Here is a 22,996-nt window from a genome sequence, read left to right as displayed (position 1 = left end):
CATGCCCGATACCCGACGGTCAACGTCCGTCGCGCCGCATCAGAACTGATAGCCTGCGCCCACCACCGCGCCGAAGTCCGACCGCGCATTGCCCGTCACCGACGCCTTGACGACCCAGCGATTGCTCTCCGTCACGTACGAATACCCGGCCGCGAAGCCTTGCTGCCCGTGATAATTCGACGTCGCCGCCGACACCATCGAGCGCCCGGCTCCCGTCGGCTGCGGCAAACCGGCCACCGCCATCGCCGACGCCACGCCGCCGTACATGTCCTTCTTCAGGTCGTTGAACGAGTTGTACACCTGCCCGATCCGCTGGTCGGTGTAGCCCTTCGCCTGCGTCGACGCGGTATTGAGGTTGTCGTTCAGCTGCTGCACGTTCACCGCATCCGTCGGCGCCGTGCCGGTCGCCACGTTCGTGACCTGCCGTTCGTTGCCCTTCGCGCCGACCGAGAACGAATTGTCGCGATCCGCAACGGAGCCCTGGCCGACCGCCACCGCGTTCTTGCCGGTTGCCGTCGCCGTCGTGCCGATCGAACCGGCATCGGCACGCGCGATCCACGTCGTGTTCGCATCGGTTGCCGCCGCACGGATCTGGTCGTTGGCCGCCGCCGTCTTCAGCGCGTCGTTGAACTGGGCCATGTTGACCGCGTCGTTGCCGTTCACGCCGGCCGCGACACCGGTCAGCACGCGGTCGCCCGCCGTGCCGGAGAAGTTCACGCTGGTGCCGCCCGAGTCCTTGCCGACCGTGATCGCGCCTTTCGGGTCCTGCTGCTGCACGAGCCCGGCCTTGCCGTTCGCGATGTTGGTCACGTTGTCCTGCAGGTTCGCGATATCGGTCGTGTTCTTCGATACCTGCTGGTTCGTCGCGTAGAGCTGCGAGCCGTTCACCGCGTCCGTGCTGGCGGCGCTGAGCGTGCCGGCCTTCACGTTGGTGATGCGCGTGCCACCCGCCCCGCCGAGCGAGATCGAGCCCTTCGAGCTGTCGTCGTACTGCACCGCGAGCGCGCCGAGCTGGTCGAGGTTCGACTGCACCGACTTCAGCTGCTTCACGTTCACCGCGTCCGTATCGTCGGTGCCGGCCGCGACGTTCTTCAGCACGACCGCCGCGTTCGGGTTGCCGCCGATCAGCGAGACCGAGTTCAGCCGGTTGCCGTTGCCGTCGACGTCGTACTTGACGACGTTCTTCACGGCCTCGCCCGTCTGGTTCGACACCTGCGTGATCTGCTGCTCGAGATCGGACTTCACGCCGTACAACTGGCCGCCGTTCACCGCGTCCGTGCTGCCGGCCGCGACATTGCCGTCGGCGATGCTGGTCAGCTTGGTCGGCGCGCCGCCGCGGGCGGCGTTGTATGCGCCGAGCGTCGGGTCGAACTGCAGCGCATCCTTCTGCAGCCCGGCGATCGCGGTCGTATTGACGGCAATGTTCGTTTCGGCATTGCCGATGCGCGTCTCGTGATTCCCGAGCGTCGTCGTGTTGCTGCCGACACGGCCATCGAGGTTCGTCAGCGCGTCGCCGACATTGTTGAACGAATCGCCGCCGATCTTGTACGCGGGCGCCGTGATCGAGCCGTCCGTATTCGCCGTTGCCCCGCCGCCGAACGCGGCGGCCGTGCCGTCGATCGCGCGGCGCAGCTGCGCGCCGTTCACGGCGTCCGTGCTGCCGGTCGACACGTTGCCTTCCGCGACGTTGGTCACGCGCACGGGAATCCCGCCGTTGCCCGCGCCCAGCGAAACCTGATGCTTGCTCGCATCGTCGTACTTCACGGCGAGCGCATCGAGCTGGCTCGTGCCGTCGTGAATCGCCGCGTTCAGCTGGTCGACGTTGACCGCGTCGGTGCCGTTCTGGCCAGCCGCGAGGTTGCCGATGCGTTGCGGGCTGTTGCCGCCGTGGCTCGCATCGTAAGTGCCGAGGCTCGGGTTCCACTGCAGCGCATCCTGCTGCAGCGCAGCGATGTTGCCGGTGTTCGTCGTCACCTGGTCGCCGAGCTTCGTCACGCTGTTGCCGACGTTGGCGATCGACTGGTTCAGCGTATCGGTCGTCTTGCCGAGCTGGCCGACGTTCACCGCGTCGTTCGCGCTCACGCCGTCCGCGACGTTGTGCAGGCCGACCGGTGCCGTCGCGCCCTGGCCGCCGAGCGTGACGCCGCCATGCGTGTCGTCGTCGTACTGCACCGCGTTCTTCGTCGCGTTGCCGATCTGGCTCGTGATCGACGTGCTCAGGTTACCGATCGACGTGCTCACGCTGTTGGTCACGCTCGTGCTGAGCGATGCGAGGCCGCTGCCCAGTTGCCCAACGTTGACGGCATCGTGCGCATCCTTGCCGTCCGCGACATTGTGCAGCGTCGTGCCGTTGGGGCCGGCGAACGTGACCGAGTCGAAGCCGCTCGCGCCGTCGTACTTCACGTTGCGCGCATCGGCTGCCTGCAGGCCGCCGATGTTCGACGCGGCCGTGCTCAGCGATGCATTGAGGCCGGTCACGTTGTTCTGCAGGTTCGTGATGTTCGCGGCGGCGGTCGACAGCGAGGTCTGCAGCGGTGCAACGCTGCCCTTCAGCTGGCCGACGTTGACCGCGTCCGTATCGGCGACACCGGCCGCGACACCGCTGATCGTCGTGCCGGCGCTGCCGTCGAGCGCGATCGCAGCATGCGAATCGTCGGTGTATTTGACGACGTTCTGCGTCGCCGTCACGATGCTCGTGCTGAGGCTGTTGCCGACGTTGGTCACGCGCTGGTCGACGTTCGCGATCGACGTCGACAGCGTGTTGCCGACGGAGGTCACGCGTGCGTCGACGTTGGCGATGCCGGTGCTGAGCGTGCTGTTCACGTTCTTCAGCTGCTGGACGTTCACGGCATCCGTATCGGCCGCGCCCGCTGCGACGTTCTTGATCTGGCGTTCGTGGCCGAGCGAACCGAACGAGACGGCCCCGCCGACCGGTGCAGCCGTGCCGCCGAATACCGGCGTACCGCCGTTGTTCGCACCGACGCTGCCCGAGCCGATCGCGACCTGGTTGTTGTCATTCGTCTGCGCACCGGCGCCGATCGCGACGGATTGCGTGCCGCCCGCACGGGTCTGCGTCGCGGCATCGTAGGATGCGCCGTTCGACACGCCGTCGCTCGTGGTCGGATTCGCGCCGCCGATCGCAATCGAGCGATCGCCGCTCGCCAGCGCCGAGTGACCGAGTGCGATCGAACTCGTGCCATGCGCATCGGCGACGTTGCCGAGCGCCATCGAGTAATCGCCGATCGCGGCGGACTGACGGCCCACCGCGAGCGCCGTATTGCCCTGCGCGACGGCCACCGTGCCGATCGCCGTGGCCGAGTTCGCCAGTGCCTGGGCGCCGACGCCGATTGCAATGCCGCCGCCACTGCCGGAGCCACCCTGGCTGCCCGCGTTCGACTGGTCGCCGATCGCGATGCCACTGGAGCCGGCCTTCGCATTCGTTCCAGACGTGAAGTTCGTGCTGCTCGTCGCCACGAACGTCCCGCTCTTCGTCGCGACACACAACGGGTTCGTACCGTCGATGCACTGCCCGTTCAGCGCGTTGTCCGGGTTGCCGCGATCGACGAAGTTGTCCGCGTGTGCAGCCCCCGCGACCAGCACACCTGCGCTTGCGAACATGGCGGCGACGAGCGCCGAAATCTGGTTCCTCTGCATTTTTTGCTCCGTTTTGTTTCTTTGGTTTGGATTTGGACTACTTAGGTTTATTCACAGCTTCGACTTCAACTTCGAACTCAATGCGCGATACGCTGCCCAGGCGCGTCGCTCGGTCGACGGCCCGTTCCGTTCATTCGATAAAAACCATCAGGAATACAAAATGACTGCCATGGACGAACTCGTCCCTGCTGATTCTCGCGAGTCAACCTGCTGTCATTGACATTCCGAATTGAATGCCGCGCGTGGCGCGACCAACCCCGTTTCTTTTATTTCATCTGCTGCACGCGAACGAATTTCCATCAACGTCGATAATGCGGATGCGACGGACGTCGTGACGAATATTCGTCGGCGCGCACATCAATTGATGCACCGGACTCTAATCCCGCAACGTCTGCCACGGTATGCCGGAGGTCCAACCCGTCGAATCCATCCGTCATCCAAAGTTCGGACGAATTATGAGACACGCCCCGGCATTAGAGAAGGTGGCATTCTTTATAGATTGCAAAATGCAATGTTTTCAATGGCTTAGGTTAAAAACACCAATCTCGCAAACGATTTCGTATTGCCACGCTTAATAAAAATGTTTTCCTGGAAGGATAAATACTTTGCTGGAGCGGAGTGCCATTAAAAGCAATCTCGCAAAAAACTGCAAAATACCGAAAAGGGGATTAAATGTTAGCCCCGACTCGCATCCCAATAATAGAGATAAGCACTCTAGCGAGAATCGAGATATCCCCCTACAATTCCGCTCGCATCGATTCCGGCAGCGGCAATCTTCCGCCCCTTTATCGGCTCAGCGATCAAAAGAAACAACGCCGAGTAATGCGCCGACATACTGCCTGCCGTGCAGTCCGGCGAAGTCCGCTTGTCGATGCGAGCGTACCGTGCGTTTTCGCGAAGTCATGTCACGGCTTCCGACGATTTTCCCGAACCGGAATCGACCGCGCGCAGGAACGCTGCCCACAGCCTTCCCTGAACAGGTACACGATGTCGCCATCGACCGCCGCATTGAATAATGCCCATATCCTGATCGTCGACGATCAGCCCGACCAGCTCCGTTTGCTGATCGACGTCCTGCGCAGCACCGGATGTCGGATCAGCATCGCATTCGACGGCGTGCAGGCGTGCCAGCGCGCGCAGGCACTCATGCCCGACCTGGTCCTGATGGATGTCCGGATGCCGCGCATGGACGGTTTCACCGCGTGCCGGCGGCTGGCGGCCGATCCGCTGACGAGCGCGATCCCTGTCATTTTCCTGACGGTGGCCGGCGACTTGCACGAGCGCGTCGAAGGGCTCGAAATCGGCGGCGTCGATTATGTGGTGAAGCCGTTCGAACCGGCCGAAGTCGTCGCGCGAATCCGCGTGCAGCTCGCGCGAACGAAACGGCCATTGCCGATGGATGCGCCGGCCGCGCACGATCCGTTTGCGACGGGCAAGGACGACGACATCATCGTGCGCGCGGCCATTCGGCATCTGTCGCGCACGCTGAACGACCCGCCGACGGTCGAGCAGCTGGCGCGCGCGGTCGGCACGCACGAGAAGCGGTTGTCGCGCGCGTTTCGCGACAACCTGGGCCAGACGGTGTTCGAATATCTGCGGCACGAGCGCCTGCGCATCGCGCAGGACCTGCTCGATACGACGTCGCTCAGCATTGCGAGCATCGCGAAGGAGATCGGCTTTTCCACACCGGCGAATTTCGCCACCGCGTTCCGCGAACGGTTCGGCATCACGCCGACCGAATGGCGGCGAGAACGCCATGCGGCCGGGCGTGATGCCGCCCGGGAACCGCAGCGCGACGCGTAGTCGCGCCCGGCATCGCGGGTACGGCTACCAGTTGTATTTCGCGCTGGCCAGCACCGTCCGCTCGTTGCCGAACACGCATACCGTGTAAGACGTGCAGCCGCTGACGTAGCGGCGGTCGAACACATTCGCGACATTCAGCGCGAATCGCCAGTGACGCAGCTCGTAGTGCATTGCGAGATCGTACAGCGTGGCGCTCGGCACCGTCAGCGAATTGTCCGGCGCACCGGCCGACGCACTCTGGTAGCGCACGCCGGCGCCGACGCCGAGGCCCGACAGCGCGCCGGTGTGCCAGGTCCAGTCCGTCCACAGCGACGCCATCTGCCGCGGCAGCGGCACGGACACCGGCCAGTTGTTCAGCGACGCATCGTTCGCCTGCACGTTCTTGACGTCCTGATAGACGTACGACGCGACGATCGACAGCTCGCGCGTCACGTTCCCGACCGCGCTCAGTTCGATGCCGCGCGAACGCACCTTGCCGGTCTGCACGGACGACGTGCCGGTGGGGTCGAGATTCGGCGGCGTCGGCGTCAAGACGTTGGTCTGGTCGATCCGATAAACGGCCGCGGTGAGCATCAGGTTCCGGCCGGCCGGCTGCCAGCGCAGCCCGGCTTCGGTCTGCTTGCCGCGCGTCGGTTTCGGCAGGCCGCCGCCGTACATCCGCACGCCGATCACTGGATCGAACGACGTCGAGTAGCTCACGTAAGGCGACAATCCCGCATCGCCCTGATAGGTCAGCCCGACGCGGCCCGAAAACGCACTGACGTCCTGCTGCGTGCCGATGCCGGCCGCCCGGTCGTCGAAGCGCGCGTTCACGCGATCTTCGCGGCCGCCGAGCGTCAGCGTCCAGCGGTTCCAGCGCATCTGGTCCTGCGCGTACGCGCCGAGCGAATTCATCGCCGTGTACTGATCGACGTGCCCGAGCGACGTGCGGCCGGAAAAGATCGCGGCCGTCACCGGACGATAGACGGGGTGGTACAGGTTGAGCGACGGCGCGAGCGCGAGCCACACGCTGTTGGTCGTCGTCTGCCGGTCGAACTGCAGGCCGAGCAGCAGCGTGTGCTCGAGCGGGCCGGTGGCGAAGCGCGCCTGCGCGCGGTTGTCGATGTCGAGCCGGCTGTAGTTCAACTGGAACAGGCCCGCGAACCGCATCATGTTCGTCGTGCTGCCGGGCATGAAGCCGTTGCCGAACACCGTTGCGTCGTCGAGCGACAGGCGCGACCAGCGCACGTCCTGTTGCAGCGTCCAGATCGGGTTCACGCGATGCTCGAGCGCATAGCCGAGCGACCATTGTTTCTTCCGGTAGTCGTTGAACGTCGGGTCGCCCATGTAGATGTCCTGCGACAGACGCCCGTTCCGATTCGGCAATACCGTGCCCGACGCCGGGAGGAAGTTCGACGAAATGTCGCCGTGATCCTGCAGGAACGAAGCGGACACCGTCAGCGACGTGTCGGCCGTCGGCCGCCAGCGGAACGACGGCGCCACCGCGACGCGCCGGTCGGCATTCGGGCCGGTCACCGCATTGCCGTCGCGCGCGATGCCGACGAAGCGATACGCATATCGGCCGTCCGAATCCAGTTTGTCGCCGATGTCGAGCATGGTCTGCTTGCGCGCATCGTTGCCGATCTGCACGCCGGCTTCGCGCACGCGTTCGCCGTCGGCGAGTTTCGTGTGCGCATCGACGATCGCACCCGGCTCGCCCGCGCCGTACAGCACCGACGTCGGCCCGCGCAGCACGGCGATCGAGTCGATCGTGTAAGGATCGACGCGCCAGTTCGCGATGACCGCCGTGTTCGGCGCCGCCAGGCCGTCGACATACAGCGTCGGCGTGAAGCCGCGCAGCGCCGCATACCAGTCGGTTCGCGTATCGGAGCCGAACGTCGCGAAACCCGGCACGTAGCGCAGCGCCTGGTTCAGGTCGGTCGCGCCGGTCATCTCGATCTGCTGCGCGGTCACGATGTTGGTCGTCTGCGGGATCTCGGCGACCGGCGTGTCGGTCCTGGTCGCGGTGGCGGTACGCAACCCGACCAGCCCGAGCGATGCGCGGGCGGCCTCGCCCGTCACGTCGATCTTCGGCAGCATCGCCGCCGCATCGCCCGATGGCGTTGCCGCCGCGTTCGATGCCTGCGCGTGCGCGCCGCCCGCGGCCGCCGCGCACAACGTTCCCCCGGCCGCGATCGCGATTGCGCGTCGCACCGAACCTGTTGCCGTTCCCATCGTTTAGCTAGTGTCTCCGTCGTGTTGCCCGGGTGCCGCGCGCCCGGTCGTGCTTCGTTGCGGGGCTGGCCGGCGGTGCGGGCCTGTCGCGCACGAGTCGGTGCGCGTGGTTCGATTGCGTCGTTTTTGAGCGCCTGAATGATATCGGCGGAACGTTGTGCGGTCTTTAGAAAAAATGCCTGCCGGCGCACGATCGTTCACCGCGTGTCCGATCAGATCGGCGAGGTCGGCGCGACGGACTTCAGCGTCGTGAACGCGGCGCTGCTGTCGGATGGCGTGGGCGTGCCCGTCACTGTCACGTCGTTCGCGCTCGACGTGACGATCGAGCCGGATAAGCTCACCGCGCCCGGCCCGAACGTGTAGTGCGTCGCGGTGCCCCACTGCGTGTCGACCGTCGTCGTTGCCGAGGCGGCGGCCCGCATTGCCGTCACACCCGCGCAAGCCAGCGTCGAGCGCGACGCGACCCACGCCGCACGTCGTGCAAACCGTTCGTTCAAACCTGGGAGGCTGCTCGTCATCGTGTCGTTCTCCGATTCTTGTCGTTCGTGGCTTCACCGGCATGGGCTTGCCGCGGCGTGCGGACCGAGAGCGCGATATGAGACCCGCCCCACGTCATCCGTCGTATGACGACTGTCCGAAATAGTGGGAATCTATCGTTCTGCACACCTGAAAAGTCTGCCGCCCGCACGCCGGCGACGATCATATCTCGCAAACGTATCAATCGCCATTTTTTTCCGCTTTCTTAGCATGTTAATCAACTGGAGCGTGATAATCGGCTATCGAAAAATTTGGCACGACGCCACCCATTCGTGGTCCTCATCGCCCGCCATTCCGTTACAATCCGCGTCGTCATGCGATGACTGATTTCGCCGCGTGCCCTTCCGTCACCGCGCGACATCGCTTGCCTTCCGTGAAACTCGTCAAGGAACCAACGCGACATGCACGACACCCCTCTCCTGCTTGAATCGGGCGCGCGCGTTTCCCGGCGCACCTTCCTTTACAGCGTCGGAGCGCTCGCGCTGTCGGCATGCAACGGCTCCGGCGCAAGCGAGAGCGTCCGCGGCGTCACGAGTGCGGCAGCGGCGGCCGGCAACCGTGCGCTCGCGCGCGTGGCGACGGGCACCACCGCCGTCACGACCCGTACGGCGTTCGCCCATCCGGGGTTGCTGCACACGCAGGCCGATTTCGACCGGATCGCGCAGAAGGTCGCGGCAGCCGCGTCGCCGTGGCGCGACGGCTGGAACACGCTGATTGCCAACAGCCATGCGCAGTTGACGTGGTCGCCACGCCCGCAAGCCGTCGTCACGCGCGGCGGCACCGGCGCGCAAAACTATCCGGTGCTGTACAAGGACATCGCGGCCGCCTACGCGTGCGCGCTGCGCTGGAAGGTCTCGGGTAACAAAGCGTATGCGGACAAGGCCGTGCAGATCATTAACGAATGGTCGTCGACGCTGCAGAACCTCGCGGGCGACTCGAACGTCGATCTGGCCGCCGGCCTCTACGGGTACGAATTCGCGAACGCCGGCGAAATCATGCGCACGTATCCCGGCTGGGCCGCGGCCGACTTCGCCGCGTTCCGCGCGATGATGGCCGACAAGTTCTACCCGATCAACGCCGACTTCCTGAACCGCCACAACAACACGGACATCACGCACTACTGGGCGAACTGGGATCTGTGCAACATCGCGTCGATCATGGCGATCGGCGTGCTGTGCGACGACCACGCGAAGTTCGACGAAGCCGTCAACTATTTCATCGACGGCGCGGGCAACGGCGCGATCGCGCAGGCCGTCTATTACCTGCATCCCGGCCACCTGGGCCAATGGCAGGAATCGGGCCGCGACCAGGGGCACAACACGCTCGGCATCGCGCTCGCCGGCGCGATCTGCGAAATGGCGTGGAACCAGGGCATCGACCTGTACGGCCACGACAACAACCGCTTCCTCGCGGGCGCCGAATACGTTGCAAAAGCGAATCTCGTGCAGCCGGACGGGACGTTCCCGACGGTGCCGTACGCGCGCTACGCCAACGTCGACGTCACGCAAGCGCAATTCTCGACCGGCAGCCAAGGCGTGATTCGTCCGTGCTGGGCGCTCGTCTATAACCATTACGTGAACCGCAGGGGACTCGCCGCACCGTGGTCCGAGAAGTTTGCGCGCGCGATCCAGCCCGAAGGCGGCGGCGGCAACTACGGCGAAACGAGCGGCGGCTACGACCAGCTCGGCTACGGCACGCTGACGTGCACGCGCGATCCCGTTGCACCCGCAACCGCACCGAGCGGGCTGACCGCGTGGCCGGCCGCCGGGCACGTCGTGCTGTCGTGGTGGGGAATCTCAAACGCGGCCAGCTACGACGTGAAGCGTGCCGCCACTGCGGGCGGTCCGTATACGACCATCGCGACCGGCATCGTCGATCCGTTGACGTACACCGACAACCCGGCCGCGGGCACCTGGTACTACGTGATCAGTGCGCGCACGGCATCGGGCGAATCCGCGAATTCGGCGGAAGTCGCCGCGTCGACGGCCCTGCAACTGCATACGCTGCTGACGTTCGACGAGACCGGCGGCACGAGTGCGGCGGACGCGAGCGGCAACGGTCATGGGGGCACGCTGGTTGGCGGCGCATCGCGCGGGCCCGGCAAAACGGGCAATGCGGTGTCGCTCGACGGCTCGACCGGCTACGTCGCGTTGCCGAACGACATCGTCGCGGACGTGTCGGATGTCACGATCGCGGCGTGGGTCAACTGGCGAGGCGGCCAGACGTGGGCGCGCCTCTTCGATTTCGGTTCGGGCACCGGCCGCTATCTGTTCGTCACGCCGAAGAGCCACGGCGGCACGATGCGCTTCGCGATCACCACCAATGGCGGCCATGGCGAGCGCACGATCGACGGCAACGCGGCACTGCCGGCGGGACAATGGGCGCACGTCGCCGTCACGCTGGCGGCCGACACCGCGACGCTCTATCTGAACGGCGATGCGATCGGCTCGGCGAACGACGTCATCTTCGCGCCCTGGCGCATCGGGAAAACCGCGCAGAACTGGATCGGACGTTCGCAGTATCCGGGCGATCCGTTCTTCAACGGCCTGATCGACGAATTCCGCATTTATCGCGGGGCGATGACGGCCGAACAGGTGAAGGCGCTCGCGCAGGGAGCGTGATGCCCGCTGCCGCCGGCCGCGCGGCCGGCGCTTACAACATCGCCTGACTGATCAAACCGTACTGTCGGAATACCGGATCGGTCGCGCCGCGGTGCGCGTCGGCAGGCGCGTTGCGAACCATCTTCGAGCAGGTGTCGACGCGTTTCAATCCCTGGGCGTCGAGCCAGTCCGGCAAACTCGTTCCCGACGGTACGTCGATGCGAATGAATTCATTCTCCCGCGTGCTCAGCCAGTGACTGATCAGCGCCTTCGCCTGCGCATCGTCGCTCGAACGCCGTGCGACGACCGGGCCGATCACGTAACCGCGACCGAAGCGGCGCAGCACTGAAAATCCGGCGATCTCGCCATCCTGCTCGAGCACGACGCTTTCGCCCCGCTTCATCAACGCCGACATCAGCGCGTCGCGCTCGAAGCCGGAAGCACGCGCGTCCAGCTCGACGAAGCGGCTCAGGTCCGCAGATGTGCCCGCCCGCAGTCGAGCGCCGTCGGGTAGCGCAACCGCTGCGGGCTGACTCACGTTTCCTTGATATTGATCCAGCGATCCGCACACGTTGAAACCGAGCTTTTCGTAGAGCGGCTGGCCGGCTGGTGTCGCATGCAGGAACACGATGCGCGATCCGAGTTCGTCGAGGAGGATCTCCATCAGCGCGCGGCCGATCCCTCGGCCCTGATGCTCGGACGACACGATCACGTGTCCGATAGCAGCACGGTCCGCACCGTACTTCCAGCACATCGCCGTACCGATGACCACCCCGTTTTCCTCGGCCGCGAACGCGATCGAGGTGTCCGCGGAAAACTGCCAGTCTTCCGCCCTGAACGGCCAGCGAAGCGCCATGGAGAGGGCGTGGGCCGCAGGTACGTCGGCCGCGGTAAACCTGCGGTAGTGCAGCGCCGTCGCGGCGCCGGAAGCGTTCATTACGTGTTCGTCGTTCATCAAAGTCATCCTTCGAAATGGCGCAGTTTCACAACCCAACTATAGGAAGGAATGATTTTCCTGTGCCTAACGATCTATAAATTCACCATTAATCAAAACTTAATGCCAAGCACGCGCATGACCATTCGATGCGGCTCGACTGCCGACCGGGTCGGCGTCACGCACAGCGTCACGGGAATCGCGCGAAATAATGCTGTGCGAGGGCCACCCAGTACCGGACGCCAGCCGGAATGATGTCGTCGTTGAAATCGTATTTCGGGTGATGCAGCGCCGGCGACGCCGAACCGACCGGCGCATTGCCGATCAGCACGTACGCGCCGGGGCGCTCCTCCAGCATGAAGCCGAAGTCTTCGGACGTCATGTTCGGCGGCACGTCGCGGTACAGGCGTTCGTCGCCGAACGTGTCGCGAATCACCGCTTCGCACAGTGCCGTCTCGACCGGCGTGTTGACCGTTGCCGGGTAGTACTGAAAGAATTCGACGTCGACCTGCGCGCCATAAGCCGCCGCCAGCCCTTCGCACATGAGCCGGATGTCGCGCTGCAGCTGTTGCTGCAAGGCCGACGACAGCGTGCGGATCGTGCCGCGCAGCTCGGCCGTGTCCGGAATGACGTTGTCCGTCGTGCCCGCATGGAACATGCAGACGGAAATCACCGCCGGGTCGACGGGATCCTTGTGCCGCGCGGCGATCGTCTGGCACTGCAGCACCATCGAGCACGCGAGCGGAACGGGATCGATGCCCAGGTGCGGCTGCGCCGCATGCGCGCCCTTGCCGGTGATCGTGATCCTGAACCGCGAGCCGGCGGCCATGATCGGGCCGGTGCGCAAGCCGAAATGCCCGGCCGGCAAACCGGGCCAGTTGTGCATGCCGAATACCGCCTCCGTCGGGTATCGCTCAAACAGCCCGTCATCGATCATCTTGCGCGCGCCCGCGCCGCCCTCTTCCCCCGGTTGAAATACGAAATGGACGGTGCCCGGCAGCTGCGGCAACGCTTTCAGCACGCGCGCGGCGCCGAGCAACATCACGGTATGGCCGTCATGGCCGCACGCATGCATGATCCCGTGCGTGCACGACGCATGCGCGAAGTCGTTGGCTTCGTGGATCGGCAACGCATCCAGATCGGCGCGCAGCACGATGCCGCGGCCCGGATCCGCGCCGGGCAGGCTCGCCACGACGCCCGTGCCGCCGAGCCCGCGCGACACCGCATAGCCGAGCGCTTCGAGCTCGCGGGCGACGACGTCGGCCGTCCGGTGTTCTTCGAATCGCAGCTCGGGATGCGCATGCAGGTCGCGGCGCAGCTTCGCCCAGTGCGCGTGATGCGCTTGCAGCGACGTGTCGGGAATCACGGGGTTTTCCAATTTCGGCACCTTCGAAAAGTAGACGGCTGGGTCAGTCGTAAAAGCCCACGACGGACTTGATCTCCATATACTCCTCCATCCCTTCGATCCCGTACTCGCGACCGTTGCCCGACTGCTTGTAGCCGCCGAACGGCGCCTGCGGATCCCATGCCGGGTAGTTCAGATGCACCTGCCCCGACCGGATGCGCGCGGCCACCGCGCGTGCGCGTTCCTTGTCGGCGCCCTGCACATGCGCGCCGAGCCCATAGACGGTGTCGTTCGCAATCGCGACGGCTTCGTCGACCGTATCGTAAGGAAGGATCGCCAGGACCGGACCGAAGATCTCCTGCTGCGCGATCGCCATGTCGGTGCGAACGTCGGAAAAGATCGTCGGCCGCGCATAGAAGCCGCGGTCGAATCCCGCGGGCCGTCCGGGGCCGCCGGCGATCAGCTTCGCCCGTTCGTCGATGCCCGCGTCGATCATCTGCGCGACGCGACCGAACTGCGCGCGATTGGCGAGCGGGCCGTGCGTCGTCGCGTCGTCGAACGGATCGCCGACGATCAGCCGCTGCGCTGCCGCGACGGCCAGTTCCTCGACCGCGCCGAGCACGTCGCGCGGCACGATCATGCGGGTCGGTGCGCTGCACGATTGCCCCATGTTGCGAAACGCGGCGGCCACGCCCGGCCCGATGGCCTGCTGCAGGTCCGCGTCCGGCAACACGATGTTCGGCGATTTGCCGCCCAGCTCCTGCGCGACGCGCTTGACGGTCGGTGCCGCCGCCTGCGCCACGAGCACGCCCGCGCGCGTCGACCCGGTAATCGACACCATGTCGACTTCGGGGTGCGACGACAGCGCGGCGCCCACCGCCTCGCCGCTGCCGCTCACCAGGTTGAACACGCCCGCGGGCACGCCCGCATCGGCGATCACTTCCGCGAACAGCAGCGCGCTGAGCGGCGACAGCTCGCTGGGTTTCAGCACCACCGTGCAGCCTGCGGCGAGCGCCGGGCCGACCTTCGCGGTGATCTGATAGATCGGCCAGTTCCACGGCGTGATCAGCGCGCATACGCCGATCGGCTCGCGTACGACCGCGGTCGTCCCGCGCCGCGTGACGAACGGGTAGCGGGCCAGATTGTCGCGCGCAACCCGGATATGCTCGGCCGCGAGCGGCACATGGGCGCCGCGCGCATAACCGATCGGCGCGCCCATTTCCAGCGCAAGCGCCGTGGCGAACCATTCCGCGCGCTCCAGCATCAACCCATGCACGCGGTCGAGCAGCGCGGCGCGTTGTTGCGGCGAGGTCGCGGCCCAGCGTTCGAACGCGCGGCGCGCGGCCTGCACCGCGCGGTCGGCGTCGCGTGCGGTGCCGAGCGGAATCTCGCACAGCGTGTCTTCGGTGGACGGGCAGACGACCGCGAAGCGGTCGCCGCCGTCGGGTAAAACCCAGTCGCCGTCGATGAAGAAGCGATCGAGCCTGCCGGCTTCCAACAGGTGACGAACGGGTGAATTGACGAGTGAATTCATTGGAGCGTGTCCTTGAGTCGATACCATGCGCCGACGAACGGCAGAAACCAGGGTTTGCCGAAGTGACCCGGAATCGCGGGCCAGTCGAAACCTTTCCACGGATTGAGATCGGCGCGTCCGTCCATGATCTCGGCCATCAACGTGCCCATCAGCGTGGCCATGTGCGTGCCGTGGCCGCTATAACCCATCGAGTAGTAAACGCCGTCGCGCTCGCCGGCGCGCGGCAGGCGGTTGGCCGTCATGTCGACCATCCCGCCCCAGCAATAGTCGATGTGTACGTCGGCCAGCTCGGGAAACACGGCGGCCATCTGCTGTCGCAGGATCAGCCCGCTCTTTTCGTCGGAGCGCGGATTCGACGCGGCAAAACGCGCACGCCCGCCGAACAGCATCCGGTTGTCGGGCGTGACGCGAAAGAAATTCACGAAGTTCTTCGTGTCGGTGACCATCCGGCGCGTCGGCAGCAAGCGGTCGAGCAGGTCGTTCGGCAACGGCTCGGTGACGATGATGAACGCGCCGACCGGCACGATCCTGCGCCGGATCCAGCCGAACGGCCCGACCTGCGAAATGCCGCTCGCGAGCAGCACCTGGCGCGCGCGGATCTCGCCGAGCGGTGTTTGCACCGCGTACGCGCCGCCCGCTTGCCGCTTCAGGCCGAGCACCGGCGCATGCTCGAGAATATGCGCGCCGCGGGCTTGCGCGGCGCGCGCGAGGCCGCGCACATAACGGCCAACATGCATCCCGGCGCTCTTGCCGAACAGCAGCCCGCCGTGATATCGGTTCGAGCCGATCTCGTCGCGCAGCTCCGCCTTCGTGACCAGGCGCGTGTCGGGGTCGACGCTCGCCGCGAGCAGGGCCTGACTTCGCGCGAGCTTGTCGTAGTGCTCGGGCTTCGCCGCGAGCTTCAGCTTGCCGCGGCGCACGAAATCGCAATCGATCGACTCCTCCCTGACCAGCCGCTCGACCGTGTCGACGCCCGCGTCGAACGCGAGATAGAGCCGGTTGGCCAGTTCCGTGCCGAGGCGCTGCGACAGCGACGCGTAATCCTGCGCGAAGCCGTTGTTGCACATGCCGCCGTTGCGTCCCGATGCCGCCTGCCCGACGGTGCCCGCCTCGCAGACGATCACGCGCGCGCCTTTCCTGGCCAGCGCCAGTGCGGCGGCCGAACCGGTGATGCCGCCGCCCACCACCACCACGTCGCAACTTCCGTCGGGCAACGCCGGCGAGCTGCTCGCGAATGGCTCCGACGTATCGAGCCAGTAGGAACTGAAACGCATCAGGCACTCCCAAGCTGTCCACCGCACCGTGCTGCCAGACCGACCAACGTTCGCCGCGCCGATCCGGCCGCTTGCCCGCGATCCGGATCGGCGCGCCTCGTCCAGGCTGCCCCCGCGTCAGCGCGACGGTCCTGCATTAGAAATCCGCGACCTTGCCCCATGCGGACTCGCTGAACCGGCCGGGCCGGTACGGCGCCGGGTCCACGAAAGGTTGCGCACCAGACGCGAGATCGGCGATCAGGTGCCCGGCGCCCGGGCCAATCCCGAAGCCGTGACCCGAAAACCCCGCCGCGAGGATCAGCCCCGGCACGCCCGGCACTTCGCCGATGCCCGGCACGCCGTCCGGCGTGCTGTCGACGAACCCGGCCCACGCGTGCGTGATCTTCGCTTCGCGCAGTTCGGGCAACAGTTCGGCCGCGCGGCGGTACGTTTCGGCGACCGTCGGCATGTCGGGCTTCGGATCGAGAATGCGCACGGCTTCCATCGGCGTCGGCGCGTCGAGGCGCCAGCGCTTCAACGTTTCGTGGCCGCCGCGCACGCCTTCGAGGCCGCCCGGCAGCAGATTGCGCCAGCGTTTCGCGAACATCGGCACGAATTGCGGCGCGAAGCGCAGGAACTGCGGCGTCAGGTCCACGCGCGCGCGGCCGCTGATCGCCAATGCGTAGCGTCCGTCGCTGCGGCGCGTGATGGACACGCCGGACGTGTACATCGCATCCGGCAACGGCGTTTCGACCGGCGACACGCTCAGGATCGACTGACGGATCGACGCTTGCGGAAACCGGATGCCGAGCTGGCGGCAGAACGACGACGCCCATGCACCGCCGGCCATCACGACCGTTCGTGTCTTGATGACGCCCGCCTCGGTGACGACGCCCGCGACCCGGCCGCCTTCGAGTTCGATGCCGCGCGCCGCGCAGTGCTGGTGGACACTGCCGCCCAGCTTGATCAGCGCGGCGGCCACGGCCGGCGCGGCCTTGCCTGGATCGGCCGTGCCGTCGGTCGGCGAGAACACGCCGCCCTTCCACTGCCGCCCGGTTGCCCGTCCGCGCTCGCCGGCCTGCTTGCTGTCGAGCATGTACGTGGTCACGCCCGCGGTCTTCGCGAATTCGCCCCAGCTGGCCCAGCGGGACAGCTCGGCCTCGTCATTGCTGAGATACAGCAGCCCGCAGCGATGAAAGCCCGTGTCTTCGCCGGATTCGGCCGCGAATCGTTCCCACAGATCGATGCTCTTGCTCGCCATCGGCAACTCGCGCGCATCGCGGTTTTGCTGGCGGCACCAGCCCCAGTTGCGGCTCGACTGTTCGGCGCCGATGCGGCCCTTCTCGACGAGCGCGACCGATATGCCGCGGCGGGCCAGATAGTAGGCGGTGAAGACGCCGATGATGCCGCCGCCGATCACGACGACGTCGGCCGCGGCCGGCGGCGTGGACAAGGTTTCGATATGGCGCAGCGGAGGGGACATGCTCAGTCTCGTTCGGTGGAGGGTTTGACGTTCTGCATCACGTAGAACTTCGCCACGCGTTCGCTGCTTTCCCACCCGATCGACGCGCCGCGCGGCACGAACAGCGCGTCGCCGGTACCGAGCGACTGCACGCTGCCGTCGGGCGCCGCGAACCGGACGCCGCCGTCCAGCAGGAACATGAACTCGTTCGCACGATGCGGCCGGACGATCCGGTGATACGGCGTCGAATCCCACGTGCCCGCGCAGTACCCGGCGCCGTCGTCTGTGAACACGTTGTCGCTGCGGCATTGCGGCGCAGGGCCGAGCAGCACCTCGGCCGGCAGCGTGGCGGACGGCTTGAAGTCCGCGTCGGCGTAGAGCTCGAAGAGGCCGCGTTTCGTCGGTTGCGCGCACGCTGCCGCGCAGAACATCAGCAGCACCGGCGATTGCGCGGCGATGCGCAGTGCGGTGCCGCCGCCGATGACGGCGCCTTGCCCCGGGCCGAGCACCAGCGGCGCGGCCCCGGCCGCTTCGAGCGTCAGCTCGCCTTGGACGACGACGACGGTTTCGATGTGCGGAAAGCTCGGCACGTCCAGTTCGCCGACGAAAACGATCCGCCCCGCGGCCATCGCGTCGGGGCCTTCCCACGCAATCTCGCGATGCGACGCGAACGGATCGCTCGCGCCGAACGCCTGCTTGCGGAACGCGGTGGAAGACGGTGCGCCGTCGGCCCGGTGCAACACGAAAACTGCGGTCATTTCTGCTCCTGTGCAGTGCGCGGCGGACTGGTTCAAAAGCCGTCACGCGATATCGGAAATCGTCGTTCGCCGGCTCTCCTGCCGGACATCCTCAGCGGGGCATGTCGTCCATGCCTGTGCTTACGCCGCGTGACACGACGCATCGCGGCGTTCGCTGCGCATGCGCGTCGATGGCGCTCGCACCGGCGCGCCGCCCGTGCGGGCGACCACGTAATCGCGCGGCGTGATCCCGAGCACGCGCCGGAAATGCCGGCACAGATGGCTCTGATCGAAGAAGCCGACGTCGGTCGCGACGACCGACGGCGCGAGACCGGCGCGCAACAGGTCCTGCGCCCGCCGTATCCGCACGAGACACAGATACCGGTGCGGCGACAGCCCGGTTTCGCTGCGAAAACGCGCGGTGAAACGCGACACGCTCAACCCGGCCACCGCCGCGAGCGTATCGAGGTTCAGCGGCTGCGCGAACGATGCGTCGATCGTGCGCAGCACGTCGCCGATCGCCGGCGAGACCGGCCGCGCGACACGCGGCGAGCCAACGAATTGCACTGTCATGTCGAATTCTCCCGGCGCTCGCTTCAATGCAGGAAATCCTGCATCCGGTAATACGCGCCGACGAGCGGCAAGAACCACGCGTGCCCGAAATGGCCCGGTATCGCCGGCCATTCGAGCTCGCGCCACGGGTTCGACGCGGCCGCGCCATACAGCACGTCGGCCATCACGCGGCCCATGTGCACCGACATCTGCACGCCGTGGCCGCTGTAGCCCATCGAGTAATAGAGCCCGTCGTGCTGGCCCGCGCGCGGCAGCCGGTCGGCGGTGATGTCGACGAGGCCGCCCCAGCAGTAGTCGAGCCGCACGCCGGCCAGTTCCGGGAAATAGCCGGCCATGCCGGCACGCAGGACGTCGCCGCTCTTCGCGTCGGAGCGCGGGCTCGACATCGCGAAGCGCGCGCGGCCGCCGAACAGCAGCCGGTTGTCGGGCGTCACGCGGAAGTAGTTGCCGATCTGGCGCGACGTCACGTATGCGCGGCGATGCGGAAACAGCCGGTTCAACTGCGCGTCGGGCAGCGGCTCGGTGACGACGATGAAGCTGCCGACCGGCGCGATGCGTCGCCTGAACCACGCGAACGGCCCGTGCTGCGATGCGCCGGTCGCGACCAGCACGCGGTCGGCGACGATCGTGCCGCGAGCGCAGGTGATCGTGTGGCGCTCGCCGTCGAGCCGGTCGAGCTGCGTGACGGCCGCGTGCTCGTACACGCGTGCGCCGGCCCGCACGGCCGCTTGCGCGAGCCCGACGCCGAACTTGCCCATGTGCATCTGTGCGCCGTTGCGCTGCAGGAGTCCACCGTAGAAACCGTCGGAGCCGACTTCGTCGCGGATGTGCGACGGGTCGATCAGCTCGATGTCCGGATCGACGTCGCGCCGCAACGCGTTGAAGGTCTTTTCAAGCCCCGCGAAATGCTGCGGTTTCGCGGCGAGCTTCAGCTTGCCGGCGCGCCGGAAATCGCAATCGATCGCCTGTTCGGTCACGATCGTCTCGACGCTCTTCACCGCGCTTTCGTACGCGCGATAGAACTGCTTCGCCTGCGCGGCGCCGATGCGCGCGGCCAGCGACGCGTAGTCCTGCGCGACGCCCGTATTGCACTGGCCGCCGTTGCGGCCGGACGCTTCGCCCGCGACCTGCGCGGCTTCGAGCACGACCACCGACACGCCGCGCTGCGCGAGCGCGAGCGCCGCCGACAATCCGGTGAAGCCGCCGCCGATCACCACGACGTCGGCCCGCCCTTCGACGGGGCCAACGCTTCCGGCGCGAAACGCGGGGCGGGTATCCAGCCAGTACGATTCCAGTTTCATCGGATCCTTCTCGAGCATTCCGGCAACGACGATCGGCGACCGTTCAATGAGAATCATTTAATCACCGTCAAAAACCGCAGTTGCCGCGTATTCGCGCGCGGCACGCGTACAAATTGCCGTTTTGCGCGACTGCCGCAGCAGACTATGCGGAACGCCGGCTGCCGCGGCATGCGCGATGAACACGTGACGTGTCGCGCGCTACAGACGCACCGGCTGCACCGGCGCTCCGCCGGCCTCCACCGGCTCCGCCTGGAAGCGCGCGAGATCCTCCTCGCTGCGATGGCACAGCACCTGCGCGCCGTTCCCGAGCGTGCGCAGCGACGGGGCCGTCCGGTTGCACACGCCGTCCACGCGCATCGCGCAGCGCGACAGGAACGGACACAGCTCGGCCTCGTTCTCGCGCTCGCCGATCGGCACCAGCGGCCGATGGCAACGCTCGGCCGCATCGTCGAGCCAGCCCGCGCGCAGTTCCGGCGCGGACGACACCAGCAGATGCGAATACGGGTGGTAAGGCGGCGCGCACAGCGCGTCGCGGCTGCCCGTCTCCACGCGGCGGCCCGCATACAGCACGACGATGTCGTCGCTGATCGCGCGCACCTTCGCGATGTCGTGCGTGATGAACACGTACGACACGCCGAGCTTCGCCTGCAGGTCGCGCAGCAAGTCCATGATCGCGGCGCCGACCACGGTGTCGAGCGCCGACGTGACTTCGTCGCACAGGATCAAGTCGGGCTCGGCGGCGAGCGCGCGCGCGAGGTTCACGCGCTGCTTCTGGCCGCCCGACAGCTCGCCGGTGCGCCGCGCGGCCACCGCCTGCGGCAGCCGCACGAGGTCGAGCAGTTCCGCGACGCGCTGCCGCGCACGCGCGCCCTTGATCCCGTGATAGAACGCGAGCGGCCGCGCCAGCGTGCGCTCGACGGTATGCACCGGGTTGAGCGCGGTATCGGCGTTCTGGAACACGATCTGCACGCGGCGGTGCTGCTCCTTGGAGCGCTTGCCGATGTCGAGCGCGAGCGGCTCGCCGTCGAGCAGGATCTGCCCGCCCGTCGCCGGCACGAGGCCCGCGATCACCTTCGCGAGCGTCGTCTTGCCGGAACCCGATTCGCCGATCACGCCGACCGTCTGCCCGCGCCCGATGCGCAGGTCCACTTCGTGCAGGATCACCTTCGCGGGCCAGCCTTTCGCGGTCCGGCCGCCATAGCCGGCGATCGCGCCGCGCACGTCGAGCAGCGGCGCGGGCGCGGCCTGCGCGAATTTCGCATCGCGTTCGACCGCGCCCGGCGTGACCGCCGCGATCAGGCTCTGCGTGTACGGGTGCGTCGGCGCATGCAGGATCTGTTCGGTCTCGCCCGCTTCGCGGATCTGGCCGTCGCTCAACACGACGATCCGGTCGGCCATCTGCGCGACCACCGCCAGATCGTGCGATACGTACACCGCACTCATCCCGTAGCGCCGGATCACGTTCTTGAACGCCTGCAGCACGTCGATCTGCGTGGTCACGTCGAGCGCCGTCGTCGGCTCGTCGAGGATCACCAGCTCCGGATCGGTGATCAGCGCCATCGCGGCCATCAGCCGCTGCAACTGGCCGCCCGACACCTGGTGCGGATAGCGCTTGCCGATCGTCTCCGGCTCGGGCAGCGCGAGCGCGCGGAACAGCTCGACCGCCTTCGCCTGCGCATCGCGCTTCGTCATCGTCTTGTGGATCAGCGCGCTCTCGATCACCTGGTCGAGAATCGTGCGCGACGGGTTGAACGCGGCGGCCGCGCTCTGCGCGATATACGCGACCTTGCGGCCGCGCAAGGCGGTCAGCGCCTGCGCGGACAGCGTGCATACGTCCGTGCCGCCGAGCTTCACCGAGCCGCCGGCGATCCGGCAGCCGGCGCGTGCATGGCCCATCAGCGACAGCGCGATCGTCGTCTTGCCGGAGCCCGACTCGCCGATCAGCGCGAGCACCTCGCCGCGCCCGACGTCGAAGTCGACGTCGTGGACGATCGTCGTTTCCACGCCGCCCGGACGGCCGCCGACCACGCGCAGCCCGCGCACTTGCACGAGCGGAGTCGATTCATCTCGCATCAGCGTTCTCCCGCGGCCGCGGCCGCGCCCTTGCGGCGGCCGCGATGCGGCAGGCCGTCGATCAACAGGTTGACGCCCACCGTCAGGATCGCGATCGCGACCGCGGGCATGATCGCGACGGCCGAGCCGTCGCCGAGGCTGGCGATGTTCTCGCGCACGAGCGAGCCGAGGTCCGCATACGGCGGCTGCACGCCAAGCCCGAGAAAGCTCAGGCCGCTCAGCAGCAGCACGACGAACGTGAAGCGCAGCCCGGTGTCCGCCAGCATCGGGTGGATCATGTTCGGCAGCATCTCGACGCACGCGATGTACAGCGCGCTTTCGCCGCGCGCCTTGGCCACCTGCACGAATTCGAGCGTGCTGATGTTGACCGCCAGCGCGCGCGCGATCCGGTACGAGCCCGGCATGTAGCTCACCGCGGCGGTCAGCACCAGCAGCGGCAGCGACGAGCCGAATGCGGCGACGAACATCAGCGCGAACATCTTCGACGGGATCGACGTGAGCGCGTCGAGCAGCCGGCTCATCGTCTCGTCGACCGCGCGGCCCGACACGGTCGCGAGCAGCCCGAGCGTCGTGCCGGTCACCGCGGCGAGCAGCACCGCGGCCAGCGCGAGCAGCACGGTCAGCCGCGTGCCGTACAGGATCCGGCTCAGCATGTCGCGGCCGAGGAAGTCGGAGCCGAACGGCAGCTTCGCACTGAACGACGCGAACACGTCCGGCGTGACGATCGCGCCGACGTCATGCGGCGCGATCAGCGGCCCGAACACCGCGACGAACAGCATCAGGCCGACCATCGATAGGCCGACGCGGCCGCCGGTCGTCAAGGCGATGCGCGCGGCGCGGCCCTTGCGCGGCTGGTCGGGGGCGGGCGCGGCAGGCGGCATGCTGCCCCGCCCGAGGGGCGGGTCGCCGGATGGCGGCAGCGCGCTGCTGCGTTGTACGGGTTCGGTCGGTTGCATGGGCGGCATCTCGGAAGGAA

The 22,996-nt window shown here is 67.0% G+C and carries 15 protein-coding genes; 3 read left to right on the top strand and 12 right to left on the bottom strand.

Features of this window, described 5'->3' with window-relative positions; translation table 11 throughout:
* Positions 1 to 39: 39 nt before the first annotated feature.
* Positions 40 to 3,654 (bottom strand): YadA family autotransporter adhesin, encoded by a 3,615-nt coding sequence (locus ACVK00_RS26705; protein ID WP_284894170.1) that lies wholly within the window; start codon positions 3,652 to 3,654, stop codon positions 40 to 42.
* Between the two features lie 987 nt (positions 3,655 to 4,641).
* On the opposite strand from ACVK00_RS26705, the gene ACVK00_RS26700 reads away from it, so the two are divergent.
* Positions 4,642 to 5,457, top strand: a complete 816-nt coding sequence (locus tag ACVK00_RS26700; RefSeq protein WP_228910919.1) for a response regulator transcription factor — start codon at positions 4,642 to 4,644, stop codon at positions 5,455 to 5,457.
* A 24-nt stretch (positions 5,458 to 5,481) separates the two neighbouring features.
* Here the strand turns inward: ACVK00_RS26700 and ACVK00_RS26695 are convergent, their stop codons facing one another.
* The gene (locus tag ACVK00_RS26695; protein WP_284894169.1) at positions 5,482 to 7,671 is read right to left on the bottom strand and encodes a TonB-dependent siderophore receptor; all 2,190 of its coding nucleotides are present in this window, start codon (positions 7,669 to 7,671) and stop codon (positions 5,482 to 5,484) included.
* A gap of 204 nt (positions 7,672 to 7,875) precedes the next feature.
* Here ACVK00_RS26695 and ACVK00_RS26690 point away from each other — a divergent pair, with 204 nt between their 5' ends.
* Both ACVK00_RS26690 and ACVK00_RS26685 read left to right on the top strand, forming a co-directional pair.
* A complete protein-coding gene (locus tag ACVK00_RS26690; protein ID WP_456826967.1) occupies positions 7,876 to 8,034 on the top strand; it encodes a hypothetical protein in 159 nt (52 codons plus the stop codon).
* A gap of 575 nt (positions 8,035 to 8,609) precedes the next feature.
* The gene (locus ACVK00_RS26685; protein ID WP_354123351.1) at positions 8,610 to 10,829 is read left to right on the top strand and encodes a LamG-like jellyroll fold domain-containing protein; all 2,220 of its coding nucleotides are present in this window, start codon (positions 8,610 to 8,612) and stop codon (positions 10,827 to 10,829) included.
* Between the two features lie 31 nt (positions 10,830 to 10,860).
* Here ACVK00_RS26685 and ACVK00_RS26680 read toward each other — a convergent pair whose 3' ends face one another.
* The 10 genes from ACVK00_RS26680 to ACVK00_RS26635 all read right to left on the bottom strand — a co-directional run bounded on the left by ACVK00_RS26680 (position 10,861) and on the right by ACVK00_RS26635 (position 22,976).
* Positions 10,861 to 11,763 (bottom strand): GNAT family N-acetyltransferase, encoded by a 903-nt coding sequence (locus ACVK00_RS26680; protein ID WP_284894166.1) that lies wholly within the window; start codon positions 11,761 to 11,763, stop codon positions 10,861 to 10,863.
* A gap of 169 nt (positions 11,764 to 11,932) precedes the next feature.
* Entirely contained in the window at positions 11,933 to 13,120 is a 1,188-nt protein-coding gene (locus ACVK00_RS26675; RefSeq protein WP_284894165.1) for a M20 aminoacylase family protein, read from the bottom strand.
* 31 nt (positions 13,121 to 13,151) lie between these two features.
* Positions 13,152 to 14,621, bottom strand: coding sequence for an aldehyde dehydrogenase family protein (locus tag ACVK00_RS26670; RefSeq protein WP_284894164.1), 1,470 nt, complete (start codon positions 14,619 to 14,621; stop codon positions 13,152 to 13,154).
* Complete coding sequence (locus ACVK00_RS26665; RefSeq protein WP_284894163.1) at positions 14,618 to 15,895, bottom strand: NAD(P)/FAD-dependent oxidoreductase; 1,278 nt, start codon at positions 15,893 to 15,895, stop codon at positions 14,618 to 14,620. Before ACVK00_RS26665 ends, ACVK00_RS26670 begins: the two co-directional genes overlap by 4 nt.
* 136 nt (positions 15,896 to 16,031) lie before the next feature.
* Positions 16,032 to 17,357: an NAD(P)/FAD-dependent oxidoreductase gene (locus ACVK00_RS26660; RefSeq protein ID WP_284894162.1), complete on the bottom strand. Its 1,326-nt coding sequence runs from the start codon at positions 17,355 to 17,357 to the stop codon at positions 16,032 to 16,034.
* 2 nt (positions 17,358 to 17,359) lie between these two features.
* Complete coding sequence (locus tag ACVK00_RS26655) at positions 17,360 to 18,094, bottom strand: cupin domain-containing protein (protein WP_284894161.1); 735 nt, start codon at positions 18,092 to 18,094, stop codon at positions 17,360 to 17,362.
* Positions 18,095 to 18,214: 120 nt separating this feature from the next.
* On the bottom strand, positions 18,215 to 18,646 hold the full coding sequence (locus tag ACVK00_RS26650) for a helix-turn-helix domain-containing protein (protein ID WP_006749705.1): 432 nt from the start codon (positions 18,644 to 18,646) through the stop codon (positions 18,215 to 18,217).
* 23 nt (positions 18,647 to 18,669) lie between these two features.
* Positions 18,670 to 19,947: an FAD-dependent oxidoreductase gene (locus ACVK00_RS26645; RefSeq protein ID WP_435521304.1), complete on the bottom strand. Its 1,278-nt coding sequence runs from the start codon at positions 19,945 to 19,947 to the stop codon at positions 18,670 to 18,672.
* Positions 19,948 to 20,145: 198 nt separating this feature from the next.
* Positions 20,146 to 22,020, bottom strand: coding sequence for an ABC transporter ATP-binding protein (locus tag ACVK00_RS26640; protein ID WP_228910147.1), 1,875 nt, complete (start codon positions 22,018 to 22,020; stop codon positions 20,146 to 20,148).
* Positions 22,020 to 22,976, bottom strand: coding sequence for an ABC transporter permease (locus ACVK00_RS26635; RefSeq protein ID WP_284894158.1), 957 nt, complete (start codon positions 22,974 to 22,976; stop codon positions 22,020 to 22,022). Before ACVK00_RS26635 ends, ACVK00_RS26640 begins: the two co-directional genes overlap by 1 nt.
* Positions 22,977 to 22,996: the final 20 nt, after the last annotated feature.

It is taken from the genome of Burkholderia sp. PvR073 (assembly GCF_054055695.1).
Note: the sequence above shows the minus strand (reverse complement) of the source record. Positions and strands in the feature narration are given on the sequence as shown.